This is a genomic window from Methylobacterium sp. E-016 (genome assembly GCF_022829745.1).
In the GTDB taxonomy this organism is placed as follows: domain Bacteria; phylum Pseudomonadota; class Alphaproteobacteria; order Rhizobiales; family Beijerinckiaceae; genus Methylobacterium.
On record NZ_JAKSYF010000137.1, the window covers coordinates 43,749 to 67,727 of the forward strand.

A 23,979-nucleotide genomic window follows, 5' to 3' on the forward strand; every position below is an offset into this window, starting at 1 on the left:
CAAGGATGCAGCGCGGAACATACCAGATTTTCAGCGGGCAACTGACGCAGCAATCGCTCTAAATAATATCAGGATGCGGCTTCGAAGGCATTGGACGCGTAGAAGGTCCGCCGCTCCAGCGGTGAGCCGAACGCCAGCTCCAGGACGGCGATCAGCCGACGTTCGTCCGGCACCGCGTGGTCCACGTTCGGCGCCGGCGGGGCGGGCTTGGCGTTGTCATAGGGTTCCGGCAGGTGGAGCCGCACCTTCAGGACCGGGCCCTCCGCCGCGAGGGCGCGTGCCAACCCGGCGATGCGCTCGCCGAACCTCGCCGCGTCCCCGTGCGATGCGCCAAGGTGGAGCTCGATCCGGTCGAGGCCGTCGTCCCCGTTGGGGGACGCCTCGGCCCCGCGGTCCACGAACGTCGTCGACCCGTGCGGGAGCGCATATGCGACAGTGGCGGCGAACATGTTCTGCTCGTCCGCGAACAGGATCGGGCACGCCTCATCGAAGGCTGCCTGGTCCGCGGCGGAGCTGAACCCGATCTCGACGCCCCCGTCGAACTCGTAGTCCGGGAATGGCCCGATGCCCTCGACCACCGGCCATAGGTGCGCGTCCCGTTCGCGGTCGAGATGCCGCTGCACGTACCAGCCGAGGCCTGGAATGCGCGCGCACAGGGGGCCGTGCACGTCCCGCCAATAGGTCGCGAAAAGCTCGTGCGGAACCCGGGGGCGGCGCAGCACCGTCGTGTAGGTGTTGATCGCGATGGCGGCATCGCGCCCGGAGTAGTCGCTGGCCGTGGACGTGGGCATGTCGGTTCCTATCGCCGGCTCGGGGTGATCCTCAGGACGCCGGGGCATCCTCGATGCGGCGTTCGGGCACGAGCTCGCCGAACCACTACGCGGCGGTGACACCGCCATCCATCAGGAAGTCGCTTCCGGTGACGAAGGCTCCGTCGGAACCCATGAGGAGCGCGCCTACCGTCCCGACCTCGTCGGGCGTACCGGCCCTCCCGGCCGCGGACACCTCCAGCATGCGCCGTTAGCCCGGCCCGCGTCCCCCTGGCGCGAGCCGCCGCCGCGCTCCGGTGGGGAACTCCAAATCACCGCATAAGGTTGGGGCGAGCGAACCGGAGACAAACATGACCGACAACACCGTCCGTCCATTCGCCGTCGTGACCGGCGGCTCGAACGGCATCGGCTTCGAGCTCGCCCGGCAGTTCTTGGAGAACGGCCACGACGTGCTCATCGCCGCCCAGGACGAGGCGCACCTCGCGGAGGCGGCGCAACGCCTGTCCGGCAGCGGCGCCAGGGTGCTGACCCACGCCTCCGACCTCTCGCGCGAGGACGGCGTGAACAGCCTGTTCGAGCAGGTGCGGTCCACAGGCCGACCCGTCGACGCGCTGTGCCTGAACGCCGGAGTGGGCCTGGGCGGCCCGTTCGTCGAGACCGATCTGCAGCGCGAACTCAAGATGATCGACCTGAACGTCCGCGGGACCGTCCAGCTGACCAAGCTGGTGCTGAAGGACATGGTCGCGCGCGGCAGCGGCAAGCTGCTGTTCACGTCCTCGGTCGAGGCGTCCATGCCCGACCCGTTCGAGGCCATCTACGGCTCGACGAAGGTGTTCCTGCGCTGGTTCGGCGAGTCGCTGCGCAGCGAGCTCAAGGATACCGGCGTCGGCGTGACGATCCTGATGCCGGGGGTGACCGACACGAACTTCTTCAACCGCGCCGAGATGCTCGACACTAAGGCCGGCGCGATGGAAGGCAAGGACGATCCCGCCGTGGTGGCGAAGGCAGCCTTCGATGCGCTCCAGGCCGGCAAGGACAAGGTCGTACCGACGGTGAAGAACAAGGTCATGAGCGCGGTGGCGGAGGCGCTGCCCGAGCCGCTCGTGGCGGCGGCGCACCGCGCCTTCTCCAAGCCCGGCTCCGCGAACTGACCCTGGCCGAACCCGGTACGGTCACTTCGGACCGACGAAGCCGAGGATCTCGCTGAAGAGACCCTCGGCGTTTTCCTCCGGTATCCAGTGGTTCGCCCGCTCGACCGTCCGGAACGTCACGTCATTCGCGACCTCCCGCATCATCGCCTCGGTGAACGGTGCGAACGCGCTTTGCACGCCGGCCAGAGCAAGAACCGGCATCGTGAGTTTCCCGTCGCGCTTCACCTCGGCCCTGTTGTGCGCGTCGTCGGTCGGGAAGGCTCGGTAGAGCTCGAACCCGGCCCGCATGGCGCCCGGCCGCGAGAAGGCCCGCACGTAGCGCTGTATTGCGTCCGGGCCGATGGCCTCGGTGTCGTAGGCGAGGTCCTGGTAGAAGCGCTCCAGGTAAAGCTGTTCGCGCCCGGCGGTGAGCAACTCGGGCACGTCCGGCGCGCGGTGGAACTGGAAGTGCCAGAGCCTGTCGGTGTCACCCAACGCCGTTTGGTAGGCATCGGTGCCCGGCAGCGGTGCCTCCATCACGACGAGCCGTTCGGTCAGCTTCGGGTAGCGGCGGGCGAAGGCGTAGGCGACCATCATGCCGATGTCGTGCCCGATCATCGTTACCGGCTGCGTCAGGCCGAGATGGCCGTAGAGCACCGCGTGCAGGTCACCGGCCATCGTGTGCTTGTCGTAGCCTCCCGGCGGCTTCGAGGAGCCCCCGGCGCCGCGGTAGTCCGGCACCACGACACGAAAGCCGGCGCGGACCAACAGCGGCACGACACGACGCCACGCGAAGGTCGTTTCGGGATAGCCGTGGACAAGCACGATCACACGCTCGCCTTCGCCGGCTACGCCGTAGTGCAGGCGCATGCCGGGTTCGATCTCGGCCGAATCCCACTCGACCGCCGCGCCGTCCCATACCTCACGCATCACCGTGCTCCCTCGTTACCTTCCGTGGACCGGAAGTGCCGGACGAGCGCCGCCGCGACGGTGTCCGGAGCCTCTCGCGGGGCGAAGTGGCCTACCCCGTCCAGGGTGATGAATTCGAAGGGGCCTGAGAACTTCGCGGGCACGTCCTTGCTGGCTTCCGGTGGATTCACGCCGTCGACCGCCCCTTGGATGAAGAGGGTCGGCGTCGACAGGGACTTCGTCGCTTTCACCTTCGCCTCAAGCTCGGCCGAGCGCGGGTCCGGTTCGGCCTCGTGCCAACGCGCCTGGTAGGAGTGCAACGTCACGTCGACGAAGTCCGGGTTCACCCAGGACGCGGAGACCGCCTCGAACGTCGCATCGTCGTACCAGCCGGGCGGGCTCCAGTTGTCCCACATGATGCGGCCGAACCCCTTGGGATCGGCCCGCACGGCGTCCTGGCCGCGCCTGGTCGCCTGGAACCAGTGGTACCATTGGCGCTGGCACTGCGGGAACGGCGGGGTCGGCATGCCGCCGAGACGCGACGGGGTCGAGAGCATCGCCATGCGGGTCACGCGCCCGGGCCAGCCGACCGCCATGGCCTCGGCGGCGTTCGAGCCCCAGTCGTGGCCGGCAACCATGAAGGTCGCGATGCCCATCGCATCCATCAGGTCGATGGCGTCGTGGGCCAGGATGCCGGAGTTGCCGGTGCGCGGCGTGTCGACCGAGCGGAACCGCGTACGACCGAAGCCCCTCAGTTCCGGCGCAACCGTCCGGAAGCCCGCCTCGTTCAGATCCCCCGCCACGGTCGCCCAGGTCGTGGCGTCATCCGGCCAGCCGTGGAGCAGGAGGACGGCAGGGCCGTCCGCCGGACCCGCCACGCCGACGTTCACGTTCAGGAGTGTGGTCTCGACCTGTTGCTCGCTCACGCGAAGCCTCCTTTGGCAGGACTATGCACGCCGGTGCCCGAAACGCCGGTCCTAGGCCGGGATGCGGTCGATGCTCGCGGTATCCTCCTCCGCCACGCCGTTCTCGCGATGGCGGAAGGCGCTGAGGGCTCGGTAGACCTGGAGCCGCGCGCGCATCACCGAACCGAGCGGCCGGTGCACTGCGAGGCTGTGGGCAGGCCGGAAGGTCATCACATCGTCGAAGTACCGTACCCGGTCCGGCGCGTAGGCATCCTGACGCGGCAGGCGCAGCGTCGCCACCGTGCGGTAGGGGCTGATCGAGACCGGCCAGTCCACCGAGGCGTCCTCGATGGGCTGCCGCTCGGCATCGGCCCAGAGCTGGGCCTTCAGTTCGAAGACCACCTCGTGGTCCCGGAAGAAGGCGACCGTGGCGTGGCGGAAGCCGTCCTCGTCCTGGTGCGGGTCGAGGCGCCATTCGGATAGTGCGCGCTGGCTTTCCGTCGACGGCACGGCCCCGAGCTTGGCGACGTAGTCGCCGTAGCGGACCGGCGCCTGGCTGAAGTAGCTGTCGGCCAGGGGATGGCTGTAGGGATGGCCGAAGAAGTCGGCGAGTGCGCTCTCCGTGCCGAAGGCATGCAGGGCACGGTTGAGGTTGCGCATGGTCGAGGAGACCGCGCTCTTGACCCCTTCCGGCAGCCCGGTCGACTTGCCGATGACCGTGCCGTCTTGCAGGAAGCCAGCCGCCGTACCCGAGGGAAAGGTGGTCCCCGTCGCGAGCACGAAATCCTGGGTATCGACGGCGTGGCCGGGCAGCTTCTCGCCGGGGACGTCGAACACCTTGATGGACATGCCGCGGTGGGTCGAGACGCGGTCGCCCAGGGTCTCGCCCGGCCCCTGCGCGAAGCGCACCGCGACGGGGTGGGTGCCGGGGTTGGCGAAGAGCCCTTGTGCCAGTTCGGCGGGTAAGCCCGGTGCAATCGTCAACTCACCGGTGACGCAGGCCGAACTCTTGGCGTGGCTGGCGCGCACCGCGTGGTGCTCGCGGGCCTCGACCGTCTCGGATTGCTGCGTCATCCCCTTGATGATCCCGTCGATGGTCTCCTGCTCGCCCGCGGCGGGACTCTCGATGTCGGGGGCGTATCGAAGGTAGGTCATGGTCACCTCGCGTAATTGATGAGGGGCAACGCGGGTCGGCCGCGGATTGTGCGACCGACCCCTGGAAAGACCGCCCTCAGACGCTGCGGGCCTGTGCGGGATGGCGGCCCTCGGCAAACTCCTCAACGATCTTGGCGCAGAAGGCGGGCAGGTCCTTCGGGTTGCGGCTGGTCACGAGGCCCTTGTCCGTGACGACCTCCTGGTCGACCCAGGTGCCGCCGGCGTTCCGGATGTCGGTCTGAAGCGTCGGGAACGAGGTGAGCGTACGCCCCTTCACGACGTCCGCCTCCACCAGCGTCCACGGCCCGTGGCAGATCACGCCGACCGGCTTGCCCTGGGCGAAGAAGTCCCGGACGAACGCGACCACCGCTTTGCTCGCCCGGAGCTTGTCGGCGCCGACGCAGCCACCCGGGATGACGAGCCCGTCGTAATCGGAGGCCGAGGCGACCTCGATGGTCGCGTCGACGGCGTAGCGGCCAGCCGGGTCCAGATCGTTGTTGACCGTCTCGGCCTCGCCGGCCTCCAGCCCGATCACGGTGACGCTCGCCCCGGCCTTCGTCACCGCGTCGCGCGGTTGGACGAACTCCGGCTCTTCCGTCCCACGCGGGGCGATCAGGATGGCAATCTTCCGTCCTTGCAGGCTCATGTCTGTCTCCGTTTCCTGGCCGGATCGGACCCGTTCACGGTGTGCCGGGCGTCGGCTCGGCGAACCCAATCAGCGGGTACGTCTCCGGCAATTCGTTCACGCGTGATGGAACGGAGAACGACGAAGGAGGTTCATTTCCGAATTCCAGAAAACGGAGCCCTGAGCCTTGCAAGCCCCTGTCCGCTACAGCCCCGACGTCGAGGTGGAGAAGCCTGACGAAGCCAAGACAATCGAGGGGCTGAACGAGACCTTCGACACGATCCTGCAAACGGTCGCGGATGATTCCGGACACGCCGTCCGCTCCGTCCACGCCAAGGCGCACGGCATTCTGGAAGGCGTGCTCAGGATCGACCCCAACCTGCCGCCGGAACTGGCGCAGGGGCTGTTCGCCAAGCCCGGCGAGCACAAGGTCTACATGCGGATGTCGACCAACGCCGGCGACATCCTTCCCGACGCCGTCTCGCTGCCGCGCGGCCTCGCCCTGAAGGTCCTGGACGTCGAGGGCGAGCGCCTGCCCGATGCCGAGGGCACCACCCAGAACTTCATCATGGTCAACGGCAAGGTCTTCCAGGCGCCGAACGCTGAGAAATTCCTGGGCAGCCTGAAGATGCTTGCCGGCACGACCGACCGGGTCGAGGGGCTGAAGGTCGCTGCCTCCACCGTGCTGCGCGGCGTCAACAAGGCCCTGACGGCGGTGGGCATCGAAAGCCCGACCATCGGCTCGCTCGGTGGCGCGCCGAACGTCGATCCGCTCGGCGAGACCTACTACAGTGTCACGCCGTTCCGGTACGGCGACCACATCGCGAAGTTCTCGGTCGCCCCCGTCGCCCCGGGCCTGACTGCGCTGACCGGCACCGAGATCGATGCCTCCGACCGGCCGAACTTGATCCGCGAGACGGTGCAGTCCGAGATGGAGGCCATCGAGGGCGTCTGGGAGTTCCGGGTGCAACTCTGCCGCGACCTCGAACGCCAGCCCGTCGAGGACCCCACCGTCGAGTGGAAAGAGGACGAGGCGCCGTTCCAGCGGGTCGGCCTGATCACCGCCCGTCCCCAGGATAGTTGGGACGAGGCCCGCGTGCAGGCGGTCGACGAGGAGATGCGCTTCTCGATCTGGACCGGGCTCGCCGCCCACCGGCCGCTCGGCAACATCAACCGCGCCCGCAATGCCCCCTACAAGCACTCGGCCGCGTTCCGCGAGCGCTTCAACGGCTGCCCGATCCACGAGCCGGGTGCCGGGCGCTGAGAACGGAGACGACGATGCGCGGCCTCATCTCGGGCGCGGTCCCGGCGGCGCACGCCGTCGTCGGGTCCACGCAACTCCAGGCAGGGGATATCATGAAGACGGAGCTCAAGCCGTACAACGTCACCATCCGCGTCTTCGACCCGACCAAGGGCGTGGAGAGCGGTCAGGACTACGTGCTGCTGGTCGATAGCCCGGACGTCGAGCACGCCATCGCCTCGACCACCGCCAACGCCGCCTCGTTCACGCGGAAGGCAGAGGGCGGAAAGGCCCTGCCGGTTGCCTTCACCTGCATCAGGGTCGAGGCGCGCTGAGGCGGCGATGGGCGGGGAGAAAACGATGTCGACGGAATCGAACAAGGATCTCGTGCGGGCGTACTTCGTCGCGTTCCGCGACCGGGACCAGGCATGGTGGGATCGCTTCATCGCGCCGGACTTCGTGCGGCACGACCCCGGCCTCGACTTCGAGGTCCGCGGGCCGGCCGGCGTCGCCAAGCTCGGCGAGGAGCTGCATGGCGGCCTGTCCGATATCGAGATGCCCATCGACGAGGTCATCGCCGAGGGGGACCGCGTGCTCGCCCGTCTGCGCTTCCAAGGGCGTCACACCGGAGAGTTCCAGGGCGTGCCGGCGACCGGCAAGGCGGTCGACATCGTGGTGATGGACTACTTCCGCATCGCGGACGGCAGGCTGGCCGAGCACTGGGCGCTGATGGACAACCTGACGATGCTCAAACAGATCGGCGCCGTCGACGCCTGAGGCCCGCCTGCCCCACGGGACCAAGAACTGTCACGAGGGAACGAAGCTTGAACAAGGGCCTGGGTTACGCCACCAGGCATTCCTTCACCGGGCTGAAGCCGCTGGGGTTCGAGCATGAGGAGGCGGGGCCGAGCGAGGTCCTGCACTGCGGCGTCTGCAACTCCGACATCCACCAGGCCGAGAACGACTGGGGCGACGCCGTCTACACGTGCATGCCCGGTCACGAGATCGTCGGACGGGTCACGAAGGCAGCGTCGCGCAAGCCCTATTCGGCCGAGCGACCGTCGCGCATCCTCCGCAGGGTCACCACCGGGCAGCGGCAAACGACCGAAGGCGACCTCCCGTCCGAGCGTCCTGGGTTCCCGGGGGCAATTCGGCTGGGCCGGGATTTCGGTCGGCGACGTGACACCGATGTGTATTGCGTTTCGCAGGGCGCGACCCTAGGCGTGATCGGTGTCGCGGCGGGGGAAACGCGAGTGAAGAAACCCCTTGCGATCCGCATTGACGCGGATCTGCTCGCGAACGTCCGGGACTGCGCACGTCACGATAACCGGACGCTGACCAATTTCATCGAGACCGTCCTGCGACGCCGCGTCGAGGAGATGGCGGGGCAGAGCCCCGGATTGCGCGCGGTGCTCGGGAAGGAACATGAGGTGTGATGGCCGAACCACTCACCGGAAAGACTTTGGCCAAGGCGCCGACCGGCATCTCCGGTTTCGACGACGTCACCTTCGGCGGCCTGCCGGTCGGTCGGCCCAGCTTGGTCTGTGGTTCCGCCGGCTGCGGCAAGACGCTGTTCGCGGTGACCTTCCTCGTCAACGGTGCGACGAAGTTCGACGAGCCCGGTGTGTTCATGAGCTTCGAGGAACGCGCCGAGGACCTCGGTGCCAACGTCGCCTCGCTTGGTTACGACCTCGACGGCTTGGTCGCCGAGGGCAGGCTCGCCATCGATCATGTCAGGGTCGAGCGCAGCGAGATCGAGGAGACCGGCGAGTACGACCTCGAAGGCCTTTTCATCCGGCTCGGTTACGCCGTCGACACCATCGGCGCCAAGCGCGTCGTGCTCGACACCATCGAGACCCTCTTCGCCGGCCTGTCCGACGCCGCCATCCTGCGGGCGGAGCTGCGCCGCCTGTTCGGTTGGCTCAAGGATCGCGGCTTGACCACGGTGATCACCGGCGAGCGCGGCGATGGCGGCCTGACCCGGCAGGGTCTGGAGGAGTATGTCTCCGACTGCGTGATCCTGCTCGACAATCGGGTCGAGGAGCAGGTCACCACCCGGCGCCTGCGCATCGTCAAGTACCGCGGCTCAGCCCACGGTACCAACGAGTACCCCTTCCTCATCGACGAGGACGGCATCAGCGTCCTGCCGGTCACCTCGGCGGACCTCGATTACGGCGTCTCGGACGACATCGTCCCGACCGGCATCGAGGGACTCGACGCGATGATGGGTCCCGGCGGATTCTTCCGGGGTTCGAGCGTGCTCATTTCGGGCGTCGCCGGCACGGGCAAGACCACGATCAGCTCCTACATCGTCGATGCCGCCTGCGCCCGCGGCGAACGGGCGATGTCGTTCGTGTTCGAGGAGAGCGGCGCACAGATCTGCCGGAACGCGAGCTCCGTGGGTCTCGACCTCACGCGCCATGTCGAGAGCGGCCTCCTGCGGTTCGAGGCGGCGCGCCCGACGCTGTACGGGCTGGAGACCCATCTCGCGCGGATGCATCGCGACATCGAGCGCTTCGACCCGAGCGTGGTGATCATCGATCCCATCTCCGCCCTGCGCGGACCGGCGACCGAGTTGCAGGCGACGCTGCTGCGCATGGTCGACATGTTCAAGGGCCGCGGCATCACCGCGGTGTTCACGAGCCTTCGCACCGACGGGGGCTTCGACGAACGCGGCGACCTCGGCCTGTCCTCTCTCATGGACGCGTGGATCAAGCTTCTCGACGTCGAGGCCAACGGCGAACGCACGCGTACCCTCTACGTGATCAAGGCCCGCGGCATGAGCCACTCGAACCAGGTCCGCGAGTTCCAGATGTCCGCGACGGGCGTAAGGCTCCTCGACGCCTATGTCGGCTCCGCCGGCGTGCTGACCGGGACCGCCCGCGTGGTCCAGGAGGCCCGCGAGGAGGCCGAGGCCCTGCGCCGCGGCCAGGAGAGCGAGCGTCGCAAGCGCGAGGTGATCCGGCGGCGTCAGGCCATCGAGCGGCAGATCGCCGAATTGCGGGCCAGCCTTGAGGTCGCCGAGGAGGAGGAGACGGTCCTGCTCGGCGAAGACGAGAGCCGCGAGACCTTGCTGGCGACGGAACGCCGGGCGATCATCCAGCGACGGAGCGCAGCGGAATGACCGAGGATCCGTCCACCGGGGAGGAGATCGACGGCGGTCCCTACCACATGCGCCTGTACGTCGCCGGTCACACCGCGAAGTCGATGGCTGCCATGGCGAACCTGAAGCGCATCTGCGAGGAGCATCTGCCCGGTCGCTACGACATCGAGGTGATCGACCTCATGAAGAATCCGCAACTGGCCGCGGGGGACCAGATCCTCGCCATCCCGACCCTCGTGCGCCGCCTGCCTGAGCCTCTCAAGCGGATCATCGGCGACCTGTCGAACACGGAGAAGGTGCTGGTCGGCCTCGACATCCGACCGAAAGCGAAGACCGCTTGAGTGCGGGCGAGGCTTCTGTCCCGTCGCCGGGGGAGGCACGCTACGTCCTCCGCCTGTTCGTGGCCGGCATGACCCCGCGGTCCCGCCGGACCATCGAGAACCTTCGCCGGATCTGCGACGGCCCGCTGGCGGGCCGCGTCGATATCGAGACCATCGACATCTACCAGCAGCCCCATCTCGCGGAGGTGCATCAGGTCGTGGCTGCACCAACCCTGCTTCGTCTGGAACCGCTCCCCCAACGTCGCCTCGTCGGCGATCTGTCGGACGAGGCCAGGGTCCTACGGGGCCTCGATCTCCCTTCTGGCATCGGCGCCAAACAAGATGACGGCTGAGGCTTCTCGCGACGACCTCGTGGCGCACCTCGCGGAATGCCGCGACCGCCTGCGCGCCACGGAAGCACGGCTGGAGGAGGCGGAGGAGACCGTCTCCGCGATCCGCCGCGGCGACTTCGATGCGGTCGTGGTCGAGGGGCCGGCGGGAGAGCGCTTCGTCTACACGCTGGAGGACGCCGACCGACCCTACCGGGTCCTGATCGAGCAAATCCAGGAAGGCGCCTTCACCCTCGGCGCCGACGGCACCGTACTCTATTGCAATCTGCGCCTCGCCGCGATGCTCGGCGTTCCGCAGGAGCGGGTGATCGGGATACCCCTGCAGTCGTTCCTGCGCCCGGGCGACATCGCCGCGTTCGAGCGGTTGCTGGGTGGTGCTTCCGAAGGTGTCGTGCGTGGCGAGTTGACGTTGGGATGCACCGGCGGCGACGGACGACCGGTCAACCTCTCTCTGAGTCAGTTGCACCGCGAGGAGATTACCCCGCTCCTCTGCGGCGTGCTGACCGACCTCAGCGAACAACGTCTCCACCTGCGCGATCTCGCCGAGGTGAACGACCGCCTCCGGACCGAGGCCGCCGAACGCGAGCGCGTCGAGGAAGCCCTGAGGCAATCCCAAAAGATGGAGGCGGTCGGCCAGCTCACGGGTGGCTTGGCGCACGACTTCAACAACCTGCTCGCGGGCATCTCCGGCTCGCTTGAGCTGATGCAGACCCGGATGCAGCAGGGGCGGTTCAACGACGTCGAGCGCTACATGGCGGCGGCCCAGGGTGCCTCGAAGCGGGCGGCCGCACTGACCCACCGCCTCCTCGCCTTCTCCCGGCGCCAGACCCTCGACCCGAAACCCACCGACGTGAACCGCCTCGTCTCCGGCATGCAGGAGATGATCCAACGCACGGTCGGACCGGGAATCCTGATCGAGGTCGTCGGTGCGTCAGGGATCTGGCCGGCCCTGGTCGATCCGTCCCAGCTGGAGAACGCCCTGCTGAACCTGTGCATCAATGCGCGCGACGCGATGCCGAGCGGTGGCCGCATCACGGTGGAGACGGCGAACAAGTGGCTGGACGAACGGGCGGCGCGTCACCTGGACATGCCGGAAGGCCAGTATCTCGCACTGAGCGTCACCGACACCGGGACCGGCATGCCGCCCGAGGTGATCGCGCGGGTGTTCGAGCCGTTCTTCACCACGAAGCCGCTCGGCGCGGGCACGGGCCTCGGCTTGAGCATGATCTACGGGTTCGCGCAGCAATCGGGCGGACAGGTCCGCATCTATTCCGAGGTGGGCAGGGGCACGACCGTGTCGATCTACCTGCCGCGTCACTACGGCGAGATCGACAGGGAGGACGGACGGACAGCGACGGCGACGCTCCCCCGCTCCGAGCAGGGCGAGACGGTGCTGGTCGTGGACGACGAACCCACCGTCCGCATGCTGGTGACCGACATCCTCGAAGACCTCGGCTACACCGCCATTGAGGCGAGCGACAGCGTGGCCGGTCTCAAGGTGCTGCAGTCGGACGTCCGCATCGACCTACTCGTCACCGATGTGGGTCTTCCCGGCGGCATGAACGGCCGCCAGATGGCCGATGCCGCACGGACGTCGAGGCCGGACCTCAGGGTTCTGTTCATCACGGGGTACGCGGAGAACTCCGTGCTTGGCAACGGACATCTCGCGCCGGGGATGGCGGTGCTCACCAAGCCCTTCGCCGTCGACACCATGGCCGCGCGCATCCGTTCCATGATCGAGGCATCCCGTGCGTCCGTCGCGCCTCGTGACGGGTCTGGCTAGTCCGGTCGCGAGGACGACCATCATGCAGGGGAACGCACCACCGACGCCGGGCCCGGCCGCGATGACCGCGGGTCGAGCCTATCGATCCAGGATGCGCCTGCGGCGCTGCCAGGTCGCCACCTTGCGGAGCAGGCGCGAGAGTTGCTCGACCGAGTACGGCTTGTGCAGGAGTTCGAAGCCGTAGGTGCCGTTTTGCGCCAGCACGTGGCTGTACCCGGACGCCAGCAGCACCGGTAGGTCATGGTGCTCCTCGCGGATGCGGTGCGCGAGGTCGATGCCGTTCATGCCTGGCATGACCACGTCCGAGAACACGACGTCGAACCGGTCGGCGTCCTGCGCGAGCTCGGCCAGCGCCTCTTCCGCGTTGTTGGCCAATACGGTGACGTAGCCCATGTCGGACAGGGTTTGGACGGCGAACGTCCCGACCTCGGCGTTGTCCTCCACCACCAGCACGCAGGTGCCGTGCCCGTCCATCAGCGGCTCGGGCTCGCCCGCGTCCGCCGTCTTCGCCTCCTCGGCGACGCGCGGAAGGTAGAGCGTGAAGGTGGTGCCGCGCCCGACCTCGCTCTCGACGGTGACCTCGCCTCCGGACTGCTAGGCGAAGCCGAACACCTGGCTGAGGCCGAGGCCGGTGCCCTGGCCGACGCCCTTGGTGGTGAAGAACGGCTCGAAGATCTGCTCCAGGCGGTCCGCGGGGATTCCGGTGCCGGTGTCGCTGATCGACACCGCGACGAACCCGCCCGTGACGGCCGCGTGCGCCCGGATCGCGGGCATGCCCTCGACGGCGCGCACGCGGACGACGAGCCGGCCCTCGCCGTCCATGGCGTCGCGGGCGTTGACCGCCATGTTGACCAACGCGGTGTCGAACTGGCTCGGATCGGCATGCACGAAGCAGGTGGTCTCGGGAAGGTCCGTCACGATCTCGATGCGCGACCCGGTCAGGGTGCCCATCATGTCGGAGAGCGAGCGAACGCTGTCGCAGGCGGCGAACACCTCGGGCTTGAGCGCCTGCCGTCGTGCGAAGGCAAGGAGCTGCCCGGTCAGTTTGGCGGCACGCTCGACGGTGTCGGAGATGGCCCCGACGTAACGGGTACGCCTTTCCTCCGGAAGCCCCGGGCGCTTCAGGAGATCGGTCGAGGACTTGATCACGGTGAGCAGGTTGTTGAAGTCGTGCGCCACGCCCCCGGTCAATTGCCCGACCGCCTCCAGCTTCTGCGACTGCCGCAGGGCGTCCTGCGCGGTGGCGAGCTCTTCCTGGGCCGCTACCCTCGCGGTCACGTCCCGACCGGTGGCGTACGTCACGCCATCGTTGGGCGCGGCCACCCAGGACAGCCAGCGGATCGAGCCGTCCTTGTGGCGGTAGCGGTTCTCGATGACGGGCAGGCCGCCGCCGGCCGCCAGCTCGTACGCATCCCTGGTCCTGGCATCGTCCTCGGGCAGGATGAATTCGGACACGTGCCGACCGACCAGTTCCTCGGGCGCGTAGCCGAGCAACGTCGTCCAGGCCGGATTGACCTTGCGGAACACGCCCAGGAAATCGATGACCAGCAACAGGTCGGGGGACGTGTCCCAAAGGTGCTTGAACTCGCGCGACCGGTCCATGACCTGCCGTTCCAGGTCGACGTTGAGGTCGGCGAGCTCGGACCTGGAACGCACCGCTTCCGTCGTCTCGACGCAGGCACAGAACATCCCCCTCACCGTCCCGTCCACGTCTCGGATCGGCGAGTAGGAGAACGTCCACGAAGTGTCCTCGGCGAACCCCTTGCGCTCCATGCGCAGCGGCAGGTCCTCCTGGTACGTCGCCTCGCCGCTCATGGCCCGTTCGATGAAAGGCAGGATCTCGTCCCAGATCTCCGGCCAAACCTCCCGGAACGGCCTGCCGAGCGCGTCGGGGTGCCTCGCCCCCAGCATCGCGGAATAGGCGTCGTTGTACAGGAACCCGAGCTCCGGTCCCCAGGCCGCGAACATGGGGAACGCCGACCCGAGCATCAGGCCGGCGACCACGCCCAGCGGCGGCGGCCAGGTCCCGGGCTCTCCGAGAGGGGAAGCGGACCAATCGTGCGCACGCATGCGCGCGCCCATCCCGCCTCCGCCCACGAGGAAGGGAAGTGTACCGGCTCCGCGCTCACCCACGGGCATCATGCCCGTCCCGTACCAGGGCGCGCCGTCCCATGCCGGGACCCCGCCGTCGGGAGTACCGGCACGGCTCGTGGATCCGGCGCGCCGCTTCCTCGTGCCGGAGCAGCCCCAGGTCCGCGCGCATCGCCTCGCTCGCATTGGCGTACCCGCCTGCCGCGACGAGCTCGTTCAGGAAGGCATGCAACTCGGGGGTCAGCGAGGCGCTGACGGCTTTCCGTCCGATCATCCCGACACGCTACTTCGTAGGACAATATCGCACAATTCGTTCGGGGCCGGACCGTGCACATGACATGGTCGTACCCCGGCGTCCGGGGATTCGGACGCCGCTTAGCCGGCACGCAGCAGAAGGAAGACCGCGGCGACGGCGATGACCCCGAGGGTGGCGAGGATGCCGCCGCCGCGGCAGGCGAACTGCACCGGGGAGTTCTTGGCGGCGAACATTCCGAAGGGGTGCAGGACGCGGGCGACAAGCAGGACGATCAGGAGCGTCCGCACCAGCGTCGGGCCGCCGCCGCCCGCTTCGAGCAGGGCAACGAGGAGGAGGGCGAGCGGCACGTACTCTCCGAAGTTGCCCTGGGTGCGGATGCGCTTCTCCACTGCCTCGTTGCCACCGTCCCCGTGGAGCGTATCGGAGGAGACCCGGCTCGCCACGACCCATGCGGAGAGGCCGACGTAGATGAGCGCGAACAGGCCGGCGTAGAAGGCGGTGAGGGTGGGATAGGCCATCGGGAGTCCTGGTTGGGGTCGTGACCGTCGAGGGCGTGTCGGCGGTCGACTGCCTCACTCGGCCTTGCGGCTCGGGTCGTCGGCCGGGTTGACGTAGTTGAGCCCGAAGGGTCCGGAGCCGTTAACCTGCAGCTCGACCGGCTCGTCGGTGGTCCAGAGCGAGTGCGGCATGTCCTGCGGCAGGTAGACGAAGCCGCCGGCCTTCAGGTTCTTGCCGGCCGCCTTGTCGATGGTCTCGCCGTGCTGGTGATAAATTGAGCCGGACAGGATGGTCAGCGTCTCGGCCAGTGAGTGGGTGTGGGGCGCGATTACGGTATTGGCCGGGAGCCTGATGCGCAGCACGAATGGACCGGGCTTGGCCGGATCGCCTGCGAGCTTGCTCAGCTGCGTGCCTTTGGGGAGGTTCGCCGGACCGGCGCCGTAGACGATGGCGGAGGCGTCCTCAATGGCGACCATTCCCTTCGCATCATGGCTGTCCTCCGCGGCGCCGAAGGCGATGCCGGCGAGCAGGATCGCAAACGCGAGGATCGGGCTTCGTACGAGATGTCTCATGGGGGCTCCTTCCTCAATCGCTTTTTTCCGCCCGCGACGGCATCCACCGCGGGCGGGAACGTGCCGTTACCTGGCCTTGTCGGTGATACCCTTGAAGCCACCGTCGCAGATGCCGCCGACGATCTCCTCGGCCTTGGCCTCGGGCGCGCCCTTGGCCTTGAAGCTGCCCGTCCAGATCAGCTTGGAGCCCTTGCCGTCCGTTGCCAGGGAGAGGGTCGACCCGTAGCCCTCGACGGGCAGCGGACTCTCCCGGAGGGCGTAGGTGTAAGCTGTCGTCTTCTCGTCGCGGGCGACCTGCTCCTCCACGATGGTGCCGCCGCCCTTCAGGGACAACGTGCGGACCTTCCTGCCGCCCTTCCTGGACAGGACGCACGTCTCGACGGCCGGGTGCCGGTCGCCGATGCCGCAGAATCCGCCGATGGTCTTGCGGACGGTGGCCGGTGGCGCCGCCGCAGTCTTGGTCTCGTCGAGGGCGAGCGCGGGCGTGGCGGACAGGACCGCGACAACGACGGCCGATGTCAGGATCGACCTCATGGCGTTTCTCCTCGTTGGCGGACCCTTGATCCGGGTCTCGCCGGGCCGGGCGGCCTTACGGTCCGGGTTACCGCCGCTTGACAGCTTCGTTCATGCGTGGATCATCCGGACCTGAATGGAATTTGAGCGATGGCGTCCGGGAAGTCCAGGCTGCGGTTGGACGACCAACTCTGCTTCGCGCTCTATGCCGCGACCAACGCGGTGGTGCGCGCCTACCGCCCCCTGCTGGCCGAACTCGGCCTGACCTACCCGCAATATCTCGTCATGCTGGCGCTCTGGCAGGACGGAACGACGCCGATCCATGTCTTGGCCGAGCGCCTGCGGCTCGGTTCCAACGCCGTCACCCCGCTGGTCGACAGGCTGGAGGCCGCCGGTTTCGCGACGCGCGCCCGCGGTGCCGACCGACGCGTCGTGTTCGTCGCCCTCACCGAGGTCGGGATCGATCTTAAGGGCAAGCTCTTGGCCGCCCAGCAGTCCGTCGTCTGCCGTACCGGTTTGGCGGATCGCGACCTCGCCGAGCTGCGTCGGGAACTGAGGGAGCTCACCGACCGCATCGCCGCCGACGGCGAGGTGCAGGAGAACGGGTCCGCCTGAAACCTCGCCCGTATGACCTGCGAGCCACCTTGTTCCGGCCATTTCCGGTGACAGCCATCCCTCACTGTCCCAGGGGTTCGCCAAGGTGCTGCATCGTCCGACAAATGTAGGATTGTGAGCGGTGGAGGGCCGTGGCATGGATATTCTCGCCGACGATCCGTTATCGGCCGGATTTCCCCTCCCATGTCCAGCGACCCCGGTCACCCGTTCGCGGGCAACCTGCTCCTCGCCGCGCTCGCGGCGCCCGACGTGGCCCTGCTCGCGCCGCATCTCGCCCGACGGGAGCATGCCCGGGGTGACGTGCTGTTCCGCGTCGGCGAGGACGTCTCGCACGTCACCTTTCCCCTCGACCGGACCGTCGCCACCCTGCTGGTGCCGATGGGCGGCGACCGTACCGTCGAGACGGCGACGGTCGGTCACGAGGGCGCGATGGGCGGCGTCGTCAGTCACGGGTACCTGCCCGCCTTCACCCGGTGCGTGATCCAAGTCGAGGGCGCGGTCCTGCGCATGGATGCGGAAAGGCTGCGCGAGGCCAAGCGCGCCTCGCCGACGCTGAACGACCTGTTCGTGCGCTACGCCGACTGTCTCCTTTCCCAGGTCCTGCAATCGGTGGCATGCAACGCCGCCCACCCCATCGAGCAGCGGGTGCTGCGCTGGCTGCTCGGCCTTCAGGACAGGGTCGGCACCGACGCCCTGCCGATCACCCAGGTCGTGCTCGCCGGGATGCTCGGCATCGGTCGGACCTACGTCACCACGGTGCTGACCAAGCTTCAGGACCAGGGACTGATCCATGTCGGGCGCGGCCGCATCCACATGCTCGACCGGGCCCGGACCGAGGCCGCCTGCTGCGACTGCCACGCCCGGGTCCGCGGGCACTTCCGCACCGTCCTCGGAGCGATGTACGCGCCGGACGGCGGGATCGTCGCCGTCGAGGCGACCGAGCCCGGGACGCCGCCGCCGCCCCGGCCCGATGCCCTTCTCCCGGCGCTTCGGGAGGCTGGTCGATGACCACACCGACAGCCATCCCGTTCGAGGTCCACCTGCCGCCCAGGCTGGCGGCGCTCGACGCCTACGGCATCCTCGACACCCCGCCCGAGAAGGGTTTCGACGACATCGTCGACTTGGCCCGGAAAGCCTGCGGCACGCCCGTGGCGCTCGTGAGCCTGGTCGCCGGCGACCGGCAATGGTTCAAGGCCCGCGTCGGGTTCGAACCGTGCGAGACCACGCTCGACAAATCGGTCTGCGCGCACGCCCTCGGGCAATCCGACCTCCTCGTCGTCCCCGACCTGCGGGAGGACCATCGCACCCGGGACAATCCCTTGGTCACCGGCGACCCGTTCATACGGTTCTATGCCGGCGCCCCGTTGCAGGCCGCCGACGGTGCCTGCATCGGGTCGCTGTGCGTGATCGACGTCGATCCGCGACCCGAGGGCCTTACCCCAGACCAAGCCGAGGCCCTCCGGGTCCTGGCCCGCCAGGTCATGGTGCAACTGGAACTGCGGCGGTCGCTCGCCCAGCGCGACGGCCTGCTCGCCGCCCAACGCGCGGCGGTGACCCAGCACGAGGCCCTGCTCGACGCCCAGGCCGCCGTCGCGGGATCGGGCGGGCGGTTCGACGACGTGCTCGACGCGGTGGTGGCCGGGGCGCTGCGGGCGCTGCCACAGGCCGAGGGCGGCGTCGTGGAGATGCGGGAGGGCGACGAACTCGTCTACCGGCGCGCGGCCGGGAACCTCGCCCGCCATGCCGGCCTGCGCCTTCCGCTCGATGGCAGCCTCGCGGGGGCGTGCCTGCTGTCGGGGCAAGCACGGGCGGTGTCGGACGTGCTCGACGACCCCGACGTCAAGCGCGACCTGATCGAGGACCTCGGGTTGCGGTCATGCGTCGTCGTCCCGATCACCCGCGACGGCGAGGGCATCGGCGTCCTGAAGCTCCAGTCCAGTACGGCCGGCGCCTTCTCGCAACGCGACGTCGAGGTCGCGGGCCTGTTCGCCGGCACCGTCGCCGCCGGGCTCTACCGGGTCGGCGAGGCCGAGGCCCGGCGCAGGGCCAAGGCCACCGAGGACCGCTACGAGGCGGTGTTTAATAGCGCCATCGACTACGCGATCATCGTCATGGGCCTCGACGGGCGCGTCGACGACTGGAACGAGGGCGCCACCCGCATCCTCGGGTGGTCGCCGGCGGAGATGGTCGAGCGGCCGGCCGACGTGTTCTTCACCCCCGAGGACCGGGCGAACGGCATCGCCGAAAAGGAGATGCAGGCCGCGCTCGACCACGGGCGCGGCGTCGACGAGCGCTGGCACATCCGCAAGGACGGCACCCGGTTCTGGGCCAACGGCGAGATGATGGCGCTGCGCGACGAGGCGGGGACGGCCATCGGCTTCCTCAAGATCCTGCGCGACCGCACCGAGCAGCGCGACGCCGCCGCGCGGCTCCAGGAGAGCGAGGGATTCCTACGGAGCGTGCTCGATGCCTCCGCCGATTGCATCAAGGTGCTCGATCTCGACGCCCGCCTCGAATTCATGAGCGCGGGCGGCCAGACGGTCATGGAGGTCGACGACTTCGACGGCATCGCCGGGGCGGACTGGACCGGGTTCTGGGACGCGGCCGGCAAGGCCGAGGCCCGGACGGCCGTCGAAGCCGCCTCGGCGGGCGGCGTCGGGCGCTTCACCGGGCCGGCCTGCACGATGAAGGGCAACCGGAAGTGGTGGGACGTCCAGGTCACGCCGATCCGGGGCGGCGATGGCGCGGTGACCAAGCTGCTGGCGGTCTCGCGCGACGTCACCGCGAACCGGAAGGCCGAGGAGGCGCTGCTCGCCAGCGAGATGCGCTACCGCGACCTGTACGAGAGCATCGACGCGGGCTTCTGCGTCATCGAGGTCAAGCTCGACGCGACCGAGCGTCCGCTCGACTACCGCTTCCTGGAGGTGAACCCGGCGTTTGAGCGGCAATCGGGGCTCAAGGGCGTCCTCGGCCAGTGGATGCGCGACTTGGCGGAGGGCCACGAGGAGCACTGGTTCGAGATCTACGACCGCATCGCCCGCGGCGGCGCGCCGGAACGGTTCGAGCATATGGCGAACGCCCTCGGCGACCGCTGGTTCGAAGTCTACGCCTATCCCTTCGGCGAGCCGGGCTCCCGCCAGGTCGCGGTGCTGTTCAACGACATCACGGCACGCAAGCGCACCGAGGACGCGCTCAGGGCGAGCGAGGCGAGCCAGCGCTCGATCATGGCGACCGTACCGGTGGGCATCGTGTTCGTCGAGGCGCCGTCCGGGCGCGTGATCGGCGGCAACGCCTTCATGGAGACGGTGATCGGCCGTCCGACCATCGAATCCCGCGACGTCGAGAGCTACGGCGAGTGGGTCGCCTACCACGCCGACGGGCGCCGGGTCGTCCCGACCGAGTTCCCGGTGGCCCGGGTCATCCGCGAGGGTCTGGAGCGCGCAGAGCTTGAGGTCGAGTTCGAACGGCCGGACGGCAGCCGTGTCTGGTCGCAGGTCGTCGCCACGCCGATGCGCGACGCGGCCGGGACCGTCAACGGGGTGGTCGCGGCCATCTCCGACATCGACGCGCGCAGGCGGGTCGAGGAGCAACGCGACCTGCTGAGCGCCGAACTCAGCCACCGGATGAAGAACCTCCTGGCGATGGTTCAGGCCATCGCCTCGAACACCCTGCGCGGCGCCACCGACGTCGAGGTCGCCAAGGAGGTCCTCGCCGACCGGCTGATCACCCTGGGCAAGGCGCACGACCTGCTTCTCGGCGGCGCCGCCGAGCACACCCCCATCGAACCTGTCATCCGCGGCGGCGTCGGCCTCCAGGACGACGGCTCGGATCGCGTGCGCTACCGCGGCCCTTCGGTCGAGATCGGCGGCAAGGCGGCGCTCGCCCTCGCGCTGATGACGCACGAGCTCGCCACCAACGCTGCTAAGTACGGCGCCCTCTCGACCCTGGAGGGCCGCGTCGAGATCGACTGGAGGCTGCGCGAGGAAGCCCCCGGGCCGGTCCTGACGATATCCTGGCGCGAGCGCGGCGGGCCGCCGGTGGTGCCCCCGTCGCGAAAGGGGTTCGGTTCCCGCCTGATCGAGCGTGGCCTCGTCGGCGCGGTCGACGGCCGGATCACGCTGACCTATCCACCTGAAGGAGTGTGTTGTGTCGTCGAGGCACCGTTACGCAACTTCCAGGACATCCCGTGAGTTCGCGTCAAAACACCGTCCAGGTCGCGCCGTCGTTGTTCCGGCCCCGTCTTCCCGGACGCCCCGGAACCCTTCCGCAGGCTCGCTGAAACGACGTCACGGACGGATGCCTTACCACGCAGCGGCGGCGGGACCGGTGCCCTCATGCGTGCGCATGATCGGAAGCGAACCCCCCTGGGCCCGCCTCGGGATGGCGCGCCGCGCTGAAGGAGGATCGCCACGAGACGCCGTCGGAGTCGACGGGTCGATGGGCGTCCGGGACCGGGCGCCGTCCTATTCCGCCGCCTTACTCCGGCGGCGCTTCGAGGCGGCCCGGCGGAGGATGCGCGACAGGGCCTCGACCGAGTAGGGCTTCTGAAGGAGCTCGAAGCCGTGATCGCTCTCCTGGGCGAGGACGTGGCTGTAGCCGCTGGTGAGCACCACCGGCAGTCCGGGATAGAGTCGCCGGACCTCTCGCCCCAGTTCCACCCCGTTCATGCCCGGCATCACCACGTCCGAGAAAACCACGTCGTAGGCGCCCGGACTCACGGCCAGGGTCGTGAGAGCCTCGTCGGCGTTGGTGACCCAATGCGTGCCGTAACCGAGTTCCTGCAAGGTCTGGGTCGAGAACGTGCCGACATCCCGGTTGTCCTCGACCACCAGCACGCAGGTGCCGCGTCCGTCGACCACGGCATCGACCGATGCAGCCGCCTCCTCCGTGTCGGCACCCCTTTCCGTACGGGGGAGGTAGAGCGCGAAGGTGGTGCCATGTCCCACCTCGCTATCGACCACCACCTCGCCGCCCGATTGCTTGGCGAAGCCGAACACCTGGGAAAGCCCGAGGCCGGTGCCCTGGCCGACCCCCTTGGTCGTGAAGAACGGCTCGAAGATGCGGTTTAGCTGATCGGGGGGAATGCCGGAGCCGGTGTCGGTCAGCGCGATCCGTACATAATCCCCGACCTGCTTCGGGTGGGAGCGCATCGCCGGAACGATGCCGACCGCCTCGACCGCGATGGTTAGACGACCCTCGCCGTCCATCGCGTCGCGGGCGTTGACCGCCATGTTCACCAGTGCCGTGTCGAACTGGCTCGGATCGGCGCGGATGTGGCACGGCTCGTCGCCGATGCGGATGGCCACCTCGATTCGGGCGCCGGTGAGCGTTCCGACCATCTCGCCGATGGCCCTCACGCTCCAGCCGACATCGAACACCTTTGGCCGCAACGCCTGGCGGCGGGCGAAGGCCAGGAGCTGGCCCGTGAGCTTGGCGGCCCGGTCGACCGTGTCGGAGATCGCGCCGATGTACCGGGTGCGCCGGTCCTCGGAGAGGTTTGGTCTCTTCAGCAGGTCGGTGGACGACTTGATCACTGTCAGCAGGTTGTTGAAGTCGTGCGCGACGCCCCCGGTCAGCTGACCGACGGCCTCAAGCTTCTGCGATTGCCGCAGCGCATCCTCGGCCTGGAGCAGGCTGGCGGCGCGCTCCTTCTCCAGGGTGACGTCGCGGGAGACGCAATAGAGCAGCCCCTCGACCGGGACGGCCGTCCAGGACAGCGTGCGGTAGCCGCCGTTGCGAGCCCGGAACCGGTTCTCGAAGGCCAGCGTCAGGCCGCCTGCGGCGAGCCGCGCGACCTCGGCCCGGGTCCTTTCCCGGTCGTCGGGGTGTTCGAGCCACTCCGAGGTCTTGCCGATGATGTCCTGGTAGTCCCAACCCAGGATGCGCTGCCAGGCCGGGTTGATGCTAACCCAGACGCCGTTGGCATCCGCGACCCCGAGCATGTCCTGGCTCACCTGCCAGATCCGGTCGCGCTCCTTCGTGCGCTCGGCGACCTGGGCCGCCAGCGTCTCGTTCAATGCCCGCAGCGCGCCCTGCGCGCGCATGCGCTCGACCGCGTCCCAGATCCGGGCCGAGACCTCGCCGACCAGCGAGACCTCGTCGGGCGTCCAGATCCTCGGCTCGCGGTGGTTGACGTAAACGACCGAGCGAAGGCTTCCCTCGTGGACCTGGGGCACGGCGACGATGGCGGCGATGCCGAAGGCGCCCATCCCCAGGCCGGCCGTGTCCGGATCGGCCTCGACGTCCCCGTAGACCGACGTCCGCCCCTTCCTGAGGTTGGCGATGTTGCCGGGGCCGAACGCGTCGAGCGGGTAGGTGCCGGCCAGCGTCGCCACGCCATCGACGTACTCGGTGCCGAGGGCGACGGACATGCCGTCCTCCTCGACGAAGCCGTAGCCGACACGGCTGACCCCGAGGTAGCGCCCGAGGGCGTCCACCGCCGCCTGCATCCGGCCGCGCGGGCCACCCTGCTCGCGAAGCGTATCGGTCAGGTCGAGCAGGAATCGTTGGCGCGCCCCGGCCTCCTGTCGTTCGGCGACCCGCATCTCCAATTCGGCGTTCATCTCCCGCAGGCGGCGCTCGTCCTGCCGACGGCCAGTGACGTCCGAGACCGTAAGCACGGCACCAACGATTCTGCCGCCCTCACGGACGGGGGCGTTCGAGCAGATCACCTCGATGGGTGTGCCGTCGCGCCGAAAGAAGGTGGCGTCGCGTTGCCGAAGCGTCTTCCCTTCGCGGATGGCCTCGACGAACCCGCTTTCGGATGACGGGAACGGGCGTCCGTCCGGATGGTGGTGGTGGGCGGCCTCGTGCAGGTCCTGTCCGACCAGGGTGTCGTCGTCCCATCCCAGCAACGTGTGCGCCGTCCGGTTGGCGAAGGTGACCGTGCCATTGAGGTCGAGCTGGAACACCGCCTCGCTGACGTGGTCGGTGACGGTCCGGAGCAGGTCGGTCTGGCGCTGCAGCGCCTCGGCCGCCATTCGCTGGTCGGTCCGGTCCCGCAGGATCTTGAGGTAGCCGACGTGGCTGCCGTCCTCGGCGTGCACTCAATCAGATCGGTATCGCCTTTGAGGGGGCGGTCATTGCTCATGACACGCTGTAGAACGACCTCGCAGCGAGATCCCCATCAAAAGTTGGTACCTCG

Annotated in this window: 23 protein-coding genes and 1 pseudogene; 12 read left to right on the top strand and 12 right to left on the bottom strand. The window is 68.6% G+C overall.

The window, feature by feature from the left end:
• Positions 1-68: 68 nt before the first annotated feature.
• Both MKK68_RS19625 and MKK68_RS19630 read right to left on the bottom strand, forming a co-directional pair.
• Complete coding sequence (locus tag MKK68_RS19625; RefSeq protein WP_244032473.1) at positions 69-791, bottom strand: EthD domain-containing protein; 723 nt, start codon at positions 789-791, stop codon at positions 69-71.
• A gap of 85 nt (positions 792-876) precedes the next feature.
• On the bottom strand, positions 877-1,014 hold the full coding sequence (locus MKK68_RS19630; RefSeq protein WP_244032475.1) for an SDR family oxidoreductase: 138 nt from the start codon (positions 1,012-1,014) through the stop codon (positions 877-879).
• Positions 1,015-1,120: 106 nt separating this feature from the next.
• Between MKK68_RS19630 and MKK68_RS19635 the strand changes: the two genes are divergently transcribed.
• The gene (locus tag MKK68_RS19635) at positions 1,121-1,921 is read left to right on the top strand and encodes an SDR family NAD(P)-dependent oxidoreductase (protein ID WP_244032477.1); all 801 of its coding nucleotides are present in this window, start codon (positions 1,121-1,123) and stop codon (positions 1,919-1,921) included.
• Positions 1,922-1,942: 21 nt separating this feature from the next.
• Here MKK68_RS19635 and MKK68_RS19640 read toward each other — a convergent pair whose 3' ends face one another.
• The 4 genes from MKK68_RS19640 to MKK68_RS19655 form a co-directional block, all read right to left on the bottom strand.
• Complete coding sequence (locus MKK68_RS19640; protein WP_244032544.1) at positions 1,943-2,830, bottom strand: alpha/beta fold hydrolase; 888 nt, start codon at positions 2,828-2,830, stop codon at positions 1,943-1,945.
• Positions 2,830-3,735: an alpha/beta fold hydrolase gene (locus tag MKK68_RS19645; RefSeq protein ID WP_244032478.1), complete on the bottom strand. Its 906-nt coding sequence runs from the start codon at positions 3,733-3,735 to the stop codon at positions 2,830-2,832. Before MKK68_RS19645 ends, MKK68_RS19640 begins: the two co-directional genes overlap by 1 nt.
• Before the next feature lie 51 nt (positions 3,736-3,786).
• Complete coding sequence (locus MKK68_RS19650) at positions 3,787-4,869, bottom strand: catalase family protein (RefSeq protein WP_244032479.1); 1,083 nt, start codon at positions 4,867-4,869, stop codon at positions 3,787-3,789.
• Between the two features lie 76 nt (positions 4,870-4,945).
• Positions 4,946-5,515 (bottom strand): type 1 glutamine amidotransferase domain-containing protein, encoded by a 570-nt coding sequence (locus MKK68_RS19655; RefSeq protein WP_244032480.1) that lies wholly within the window; start codon positions 5,513-5,515, stop codon positions 4,946-4,948.
• Between the two features lie 166 nt (positions 5,516-5,681).
• On the opposite strand from MKK68_RS19655, the gene MKK68_RS19660 reads away from it, so the two are divergent.
• The 8 genes from MKK68_RS19660 to MKK68_RS19695 are packed head-to-tail and all read left to right on the top strand — an operon-like array spanning position 5,682 to position 12,290.
• On the top strand, positions 5,682-6,758 hold the full coding sequence (locus tag MKK68_RS19660) for a catalase family protein (RefSeq protein WP_244032481.1): 1,077 nt from the start codon (positions 5,682-5,684) through the stop codon (positions 6,756-6,758).
• 14 nt (positions 6,759-6,772) lie between these two features.
• Positions 6,773-7,069, top strand: a complete 297-nt coding sequence (locus MKK68_RS19665) for a hypothetical protein (RefSeq protein WP_244032482.1) — start codon at positions 6,773-6,775, stop codon at positions 7,067-7,069.
• Positions 7,070-7,094: 25 nt separating this feature from the next.
• On the top strand, positions 7,095-7,511 hold the full coding sequence (locus MKK68_RS19670) for an ester cyclase (RefSeq protein ID WP_244032483.1): 417 nt from the start codon (positions 7,095-7,097) through the stop codon (positions 7,509-7,511).
• A gap of 47 nt (positions 7,512-7,558) precedes the next feature.
• A complete protein-coding gene (locus MKK68_RS29785) occupies positions 7,559-8,170 on the top strand; it encodes an alcohol dehydrogenase catalytic domain-containing protein (protein WP_313899237.1) in 612 nt (203 codons plus the stop codon).
• Complete coding sequence (kaiC, locus tag MKK68_RS19680; RefSeq protein ID WP_244032484.1) at positions 8,170-9,858, top strand: circadian clock protein KaiC; 1,689 nt, start codon at positions 8,170-8,172, stop codon at positions 9,856-9,858. Before MKK68_RS29785 ends, kaiC begins: the two co-directional genes overlap by 1 nt.
• Entirely contained in the window at positions 9,855-10,178 is a 324-nt protein-coding gene (locus tag MKK68_RS19685) for a circadian clock KaiB family protein (RefSeq protein WP_243937050.1), read from the top strand. The genes kaiC and MKK68_RS19685 overlap by 4 nt, the downstream gene beginning before the upstream one ends.
• Positions 10,175-10,510, top strand: coding sequence for a circadian clock KaiB family protein (locus MKK68_RS19690; RefSeq protein WP_279605426.1), 336 nt, complete (start codon positions 10,175-10,177; stop codon positions 10,508-10,510). The genes MKK68_RS19685 and MKK68_RS19690 overlap by 4 nt, the downstream gene beginning before the upstream one ends.
• A gap of 19 nt (positions 10,511-10,529) precedes the next feature.
• Complete coding sequence (locus tag MKK68_RS19695) at positions 10,530-12,290, top strand: PAS domain-containing sensor histidine kinase (RefSeq protein ID WP_244032486.1); 1,761 nt, start codon at positions 10,530-10,532, stop codon at positions 12,288-12,290.
• A gap of 78 nt (positions 12,291-12,368) precedes the next feature.
• Here MKK68_RS19695 and MKK68_RS19700 read toward each other — a convergent pair.
• The 5 genes and pseudogenes from MKK68_RS19700 to MKK68_RS19720 all read right to left on the bottom strand — a co-directional run bounded on the left by MKK68_RS19700 (position 12,369) and on the right by MKK68_RS19720 (position 16,241).
• Positions 12,369-14,429: pseudogene (locus MKK68_RS19700) on the bottom strand (PAS domain-containing protein).
• Positions 14,416-14,655, bottom strand: a complete 240-nt coding sequence (locus tag MKK68_RS19705) for a type II toxin-antitoxin system ParD family antitoxin (RefSeq protein WP_244032488.1) — start codon at positions 14,653-14,655, stop codon at positions 14,416-14,418. Before MKK68_RS19705 ends, MKK68_RS19700 begins: the two are co-directional and overlap by 14 nt.
• 101 nt (positions 14,656-14,756) lie before the next feature.
• Positions 14,757-15,155 carry an MAPEG family protein gene (locus MKK68_RS19710; RefSeq protein ID WP_244032490.1) on the bottom strand — a complete coding sequence of 133 codons (399 nt, stop codon included), beginning with the start codon at positions 15,153-15,155 and terminating at the stop codon, positions 14,757-14,759.
• A 54-nt stretch (positions 15,156-15,209) separates the two neighbouring features.
• The gene (locus MKK68_RS19715) at positions 15,210-15,707 is read right to left on the bottom strand and encodes a cupin domain-containing protein (protein ID WP_244032491.1); all 498 of its coding nucleotides are present in this window, start codon (positions 15,705-15,707) and stop codon (positions 15,210-15,212) included.
• Positions 15,708-15,773: 66 nt separating this feature from the next.
• The gene (locus MKK68_RS19720; RefSeq protein ID WP_244032493.1) at positions 15,774-16,241 is read right to left on the bottom strand and encodes an SRPBCC family protein; all 468 of its coding nucleotides are present in this window, start codon (positions 16,239-16,241) and stop codon (positions 15,774-15,776) included.
• A gap of 156 nt (positions 16,242-16,397) precedes the next feature.
• Between MKK68_RS19720 and MKK68_RS19725 the strand changes: the two genes are divergently transcribed.
• From MKK68_RS19725 to MKK68_RS19735, 3 genes are all read left to right on the top strand, one after another.
• Positions 16,398-16,835 carry a MarR family winged helix-turn-helix transcriptional regulator gene (locus tag MKK68_RS19725; protein WP_244032495.1) on the top strand — a complete coding sequence of 146 codons (438 nt, stop codon included), beginning with the start codon at positions 16,398-16,400 and terminating at the stop codon, positions 16,833-16,835.
• Positions 16,836-17,018: 183 nt separating this feature from the next.
• Positions 17,019-17,843 (top strand): Crp/Fnr family transcriptional regulator, encoded by an 825-nt coding sequence (locus MKK68_RS19730; protein WP_244032497.1) that lies wholly within the window; start codon positions 17,019-17,021, stop codon positions 17,841-17,843.
• Positions 17,840-21,025, top strand: a complete 3,186-nt coding sequence (locus MKK68_RS19735; RefSeq protein ID WP_244032499.1) for a PAS domain S-box protein — start codon at positions 17,840-17,842, stop codon at positions 21,023-21,025. The genes MKK68_RS19730 and MKK68_RS19735 overlap by 4 nt, the downstream gene beginning before the upstream one ends.
• A gap of 273 nt (positions 21,026-21,298) precedes the next feature.
• On the opposite strand, the gene MKK68_RS19740 is transcribed toward MKK68_RS19735, so the two are convergent.
• Entirely contained in the window at positions 21,299-23,881 is a 2,583-nt protein-coding gene (locus MKK68_RS19740; protein ID WP_244032501.1) for a PAS domain S-box protein, read from the bottom strand.
• Between the last annotated feature and the right edge of the window lie 98 nt (positions 23,882-23,979).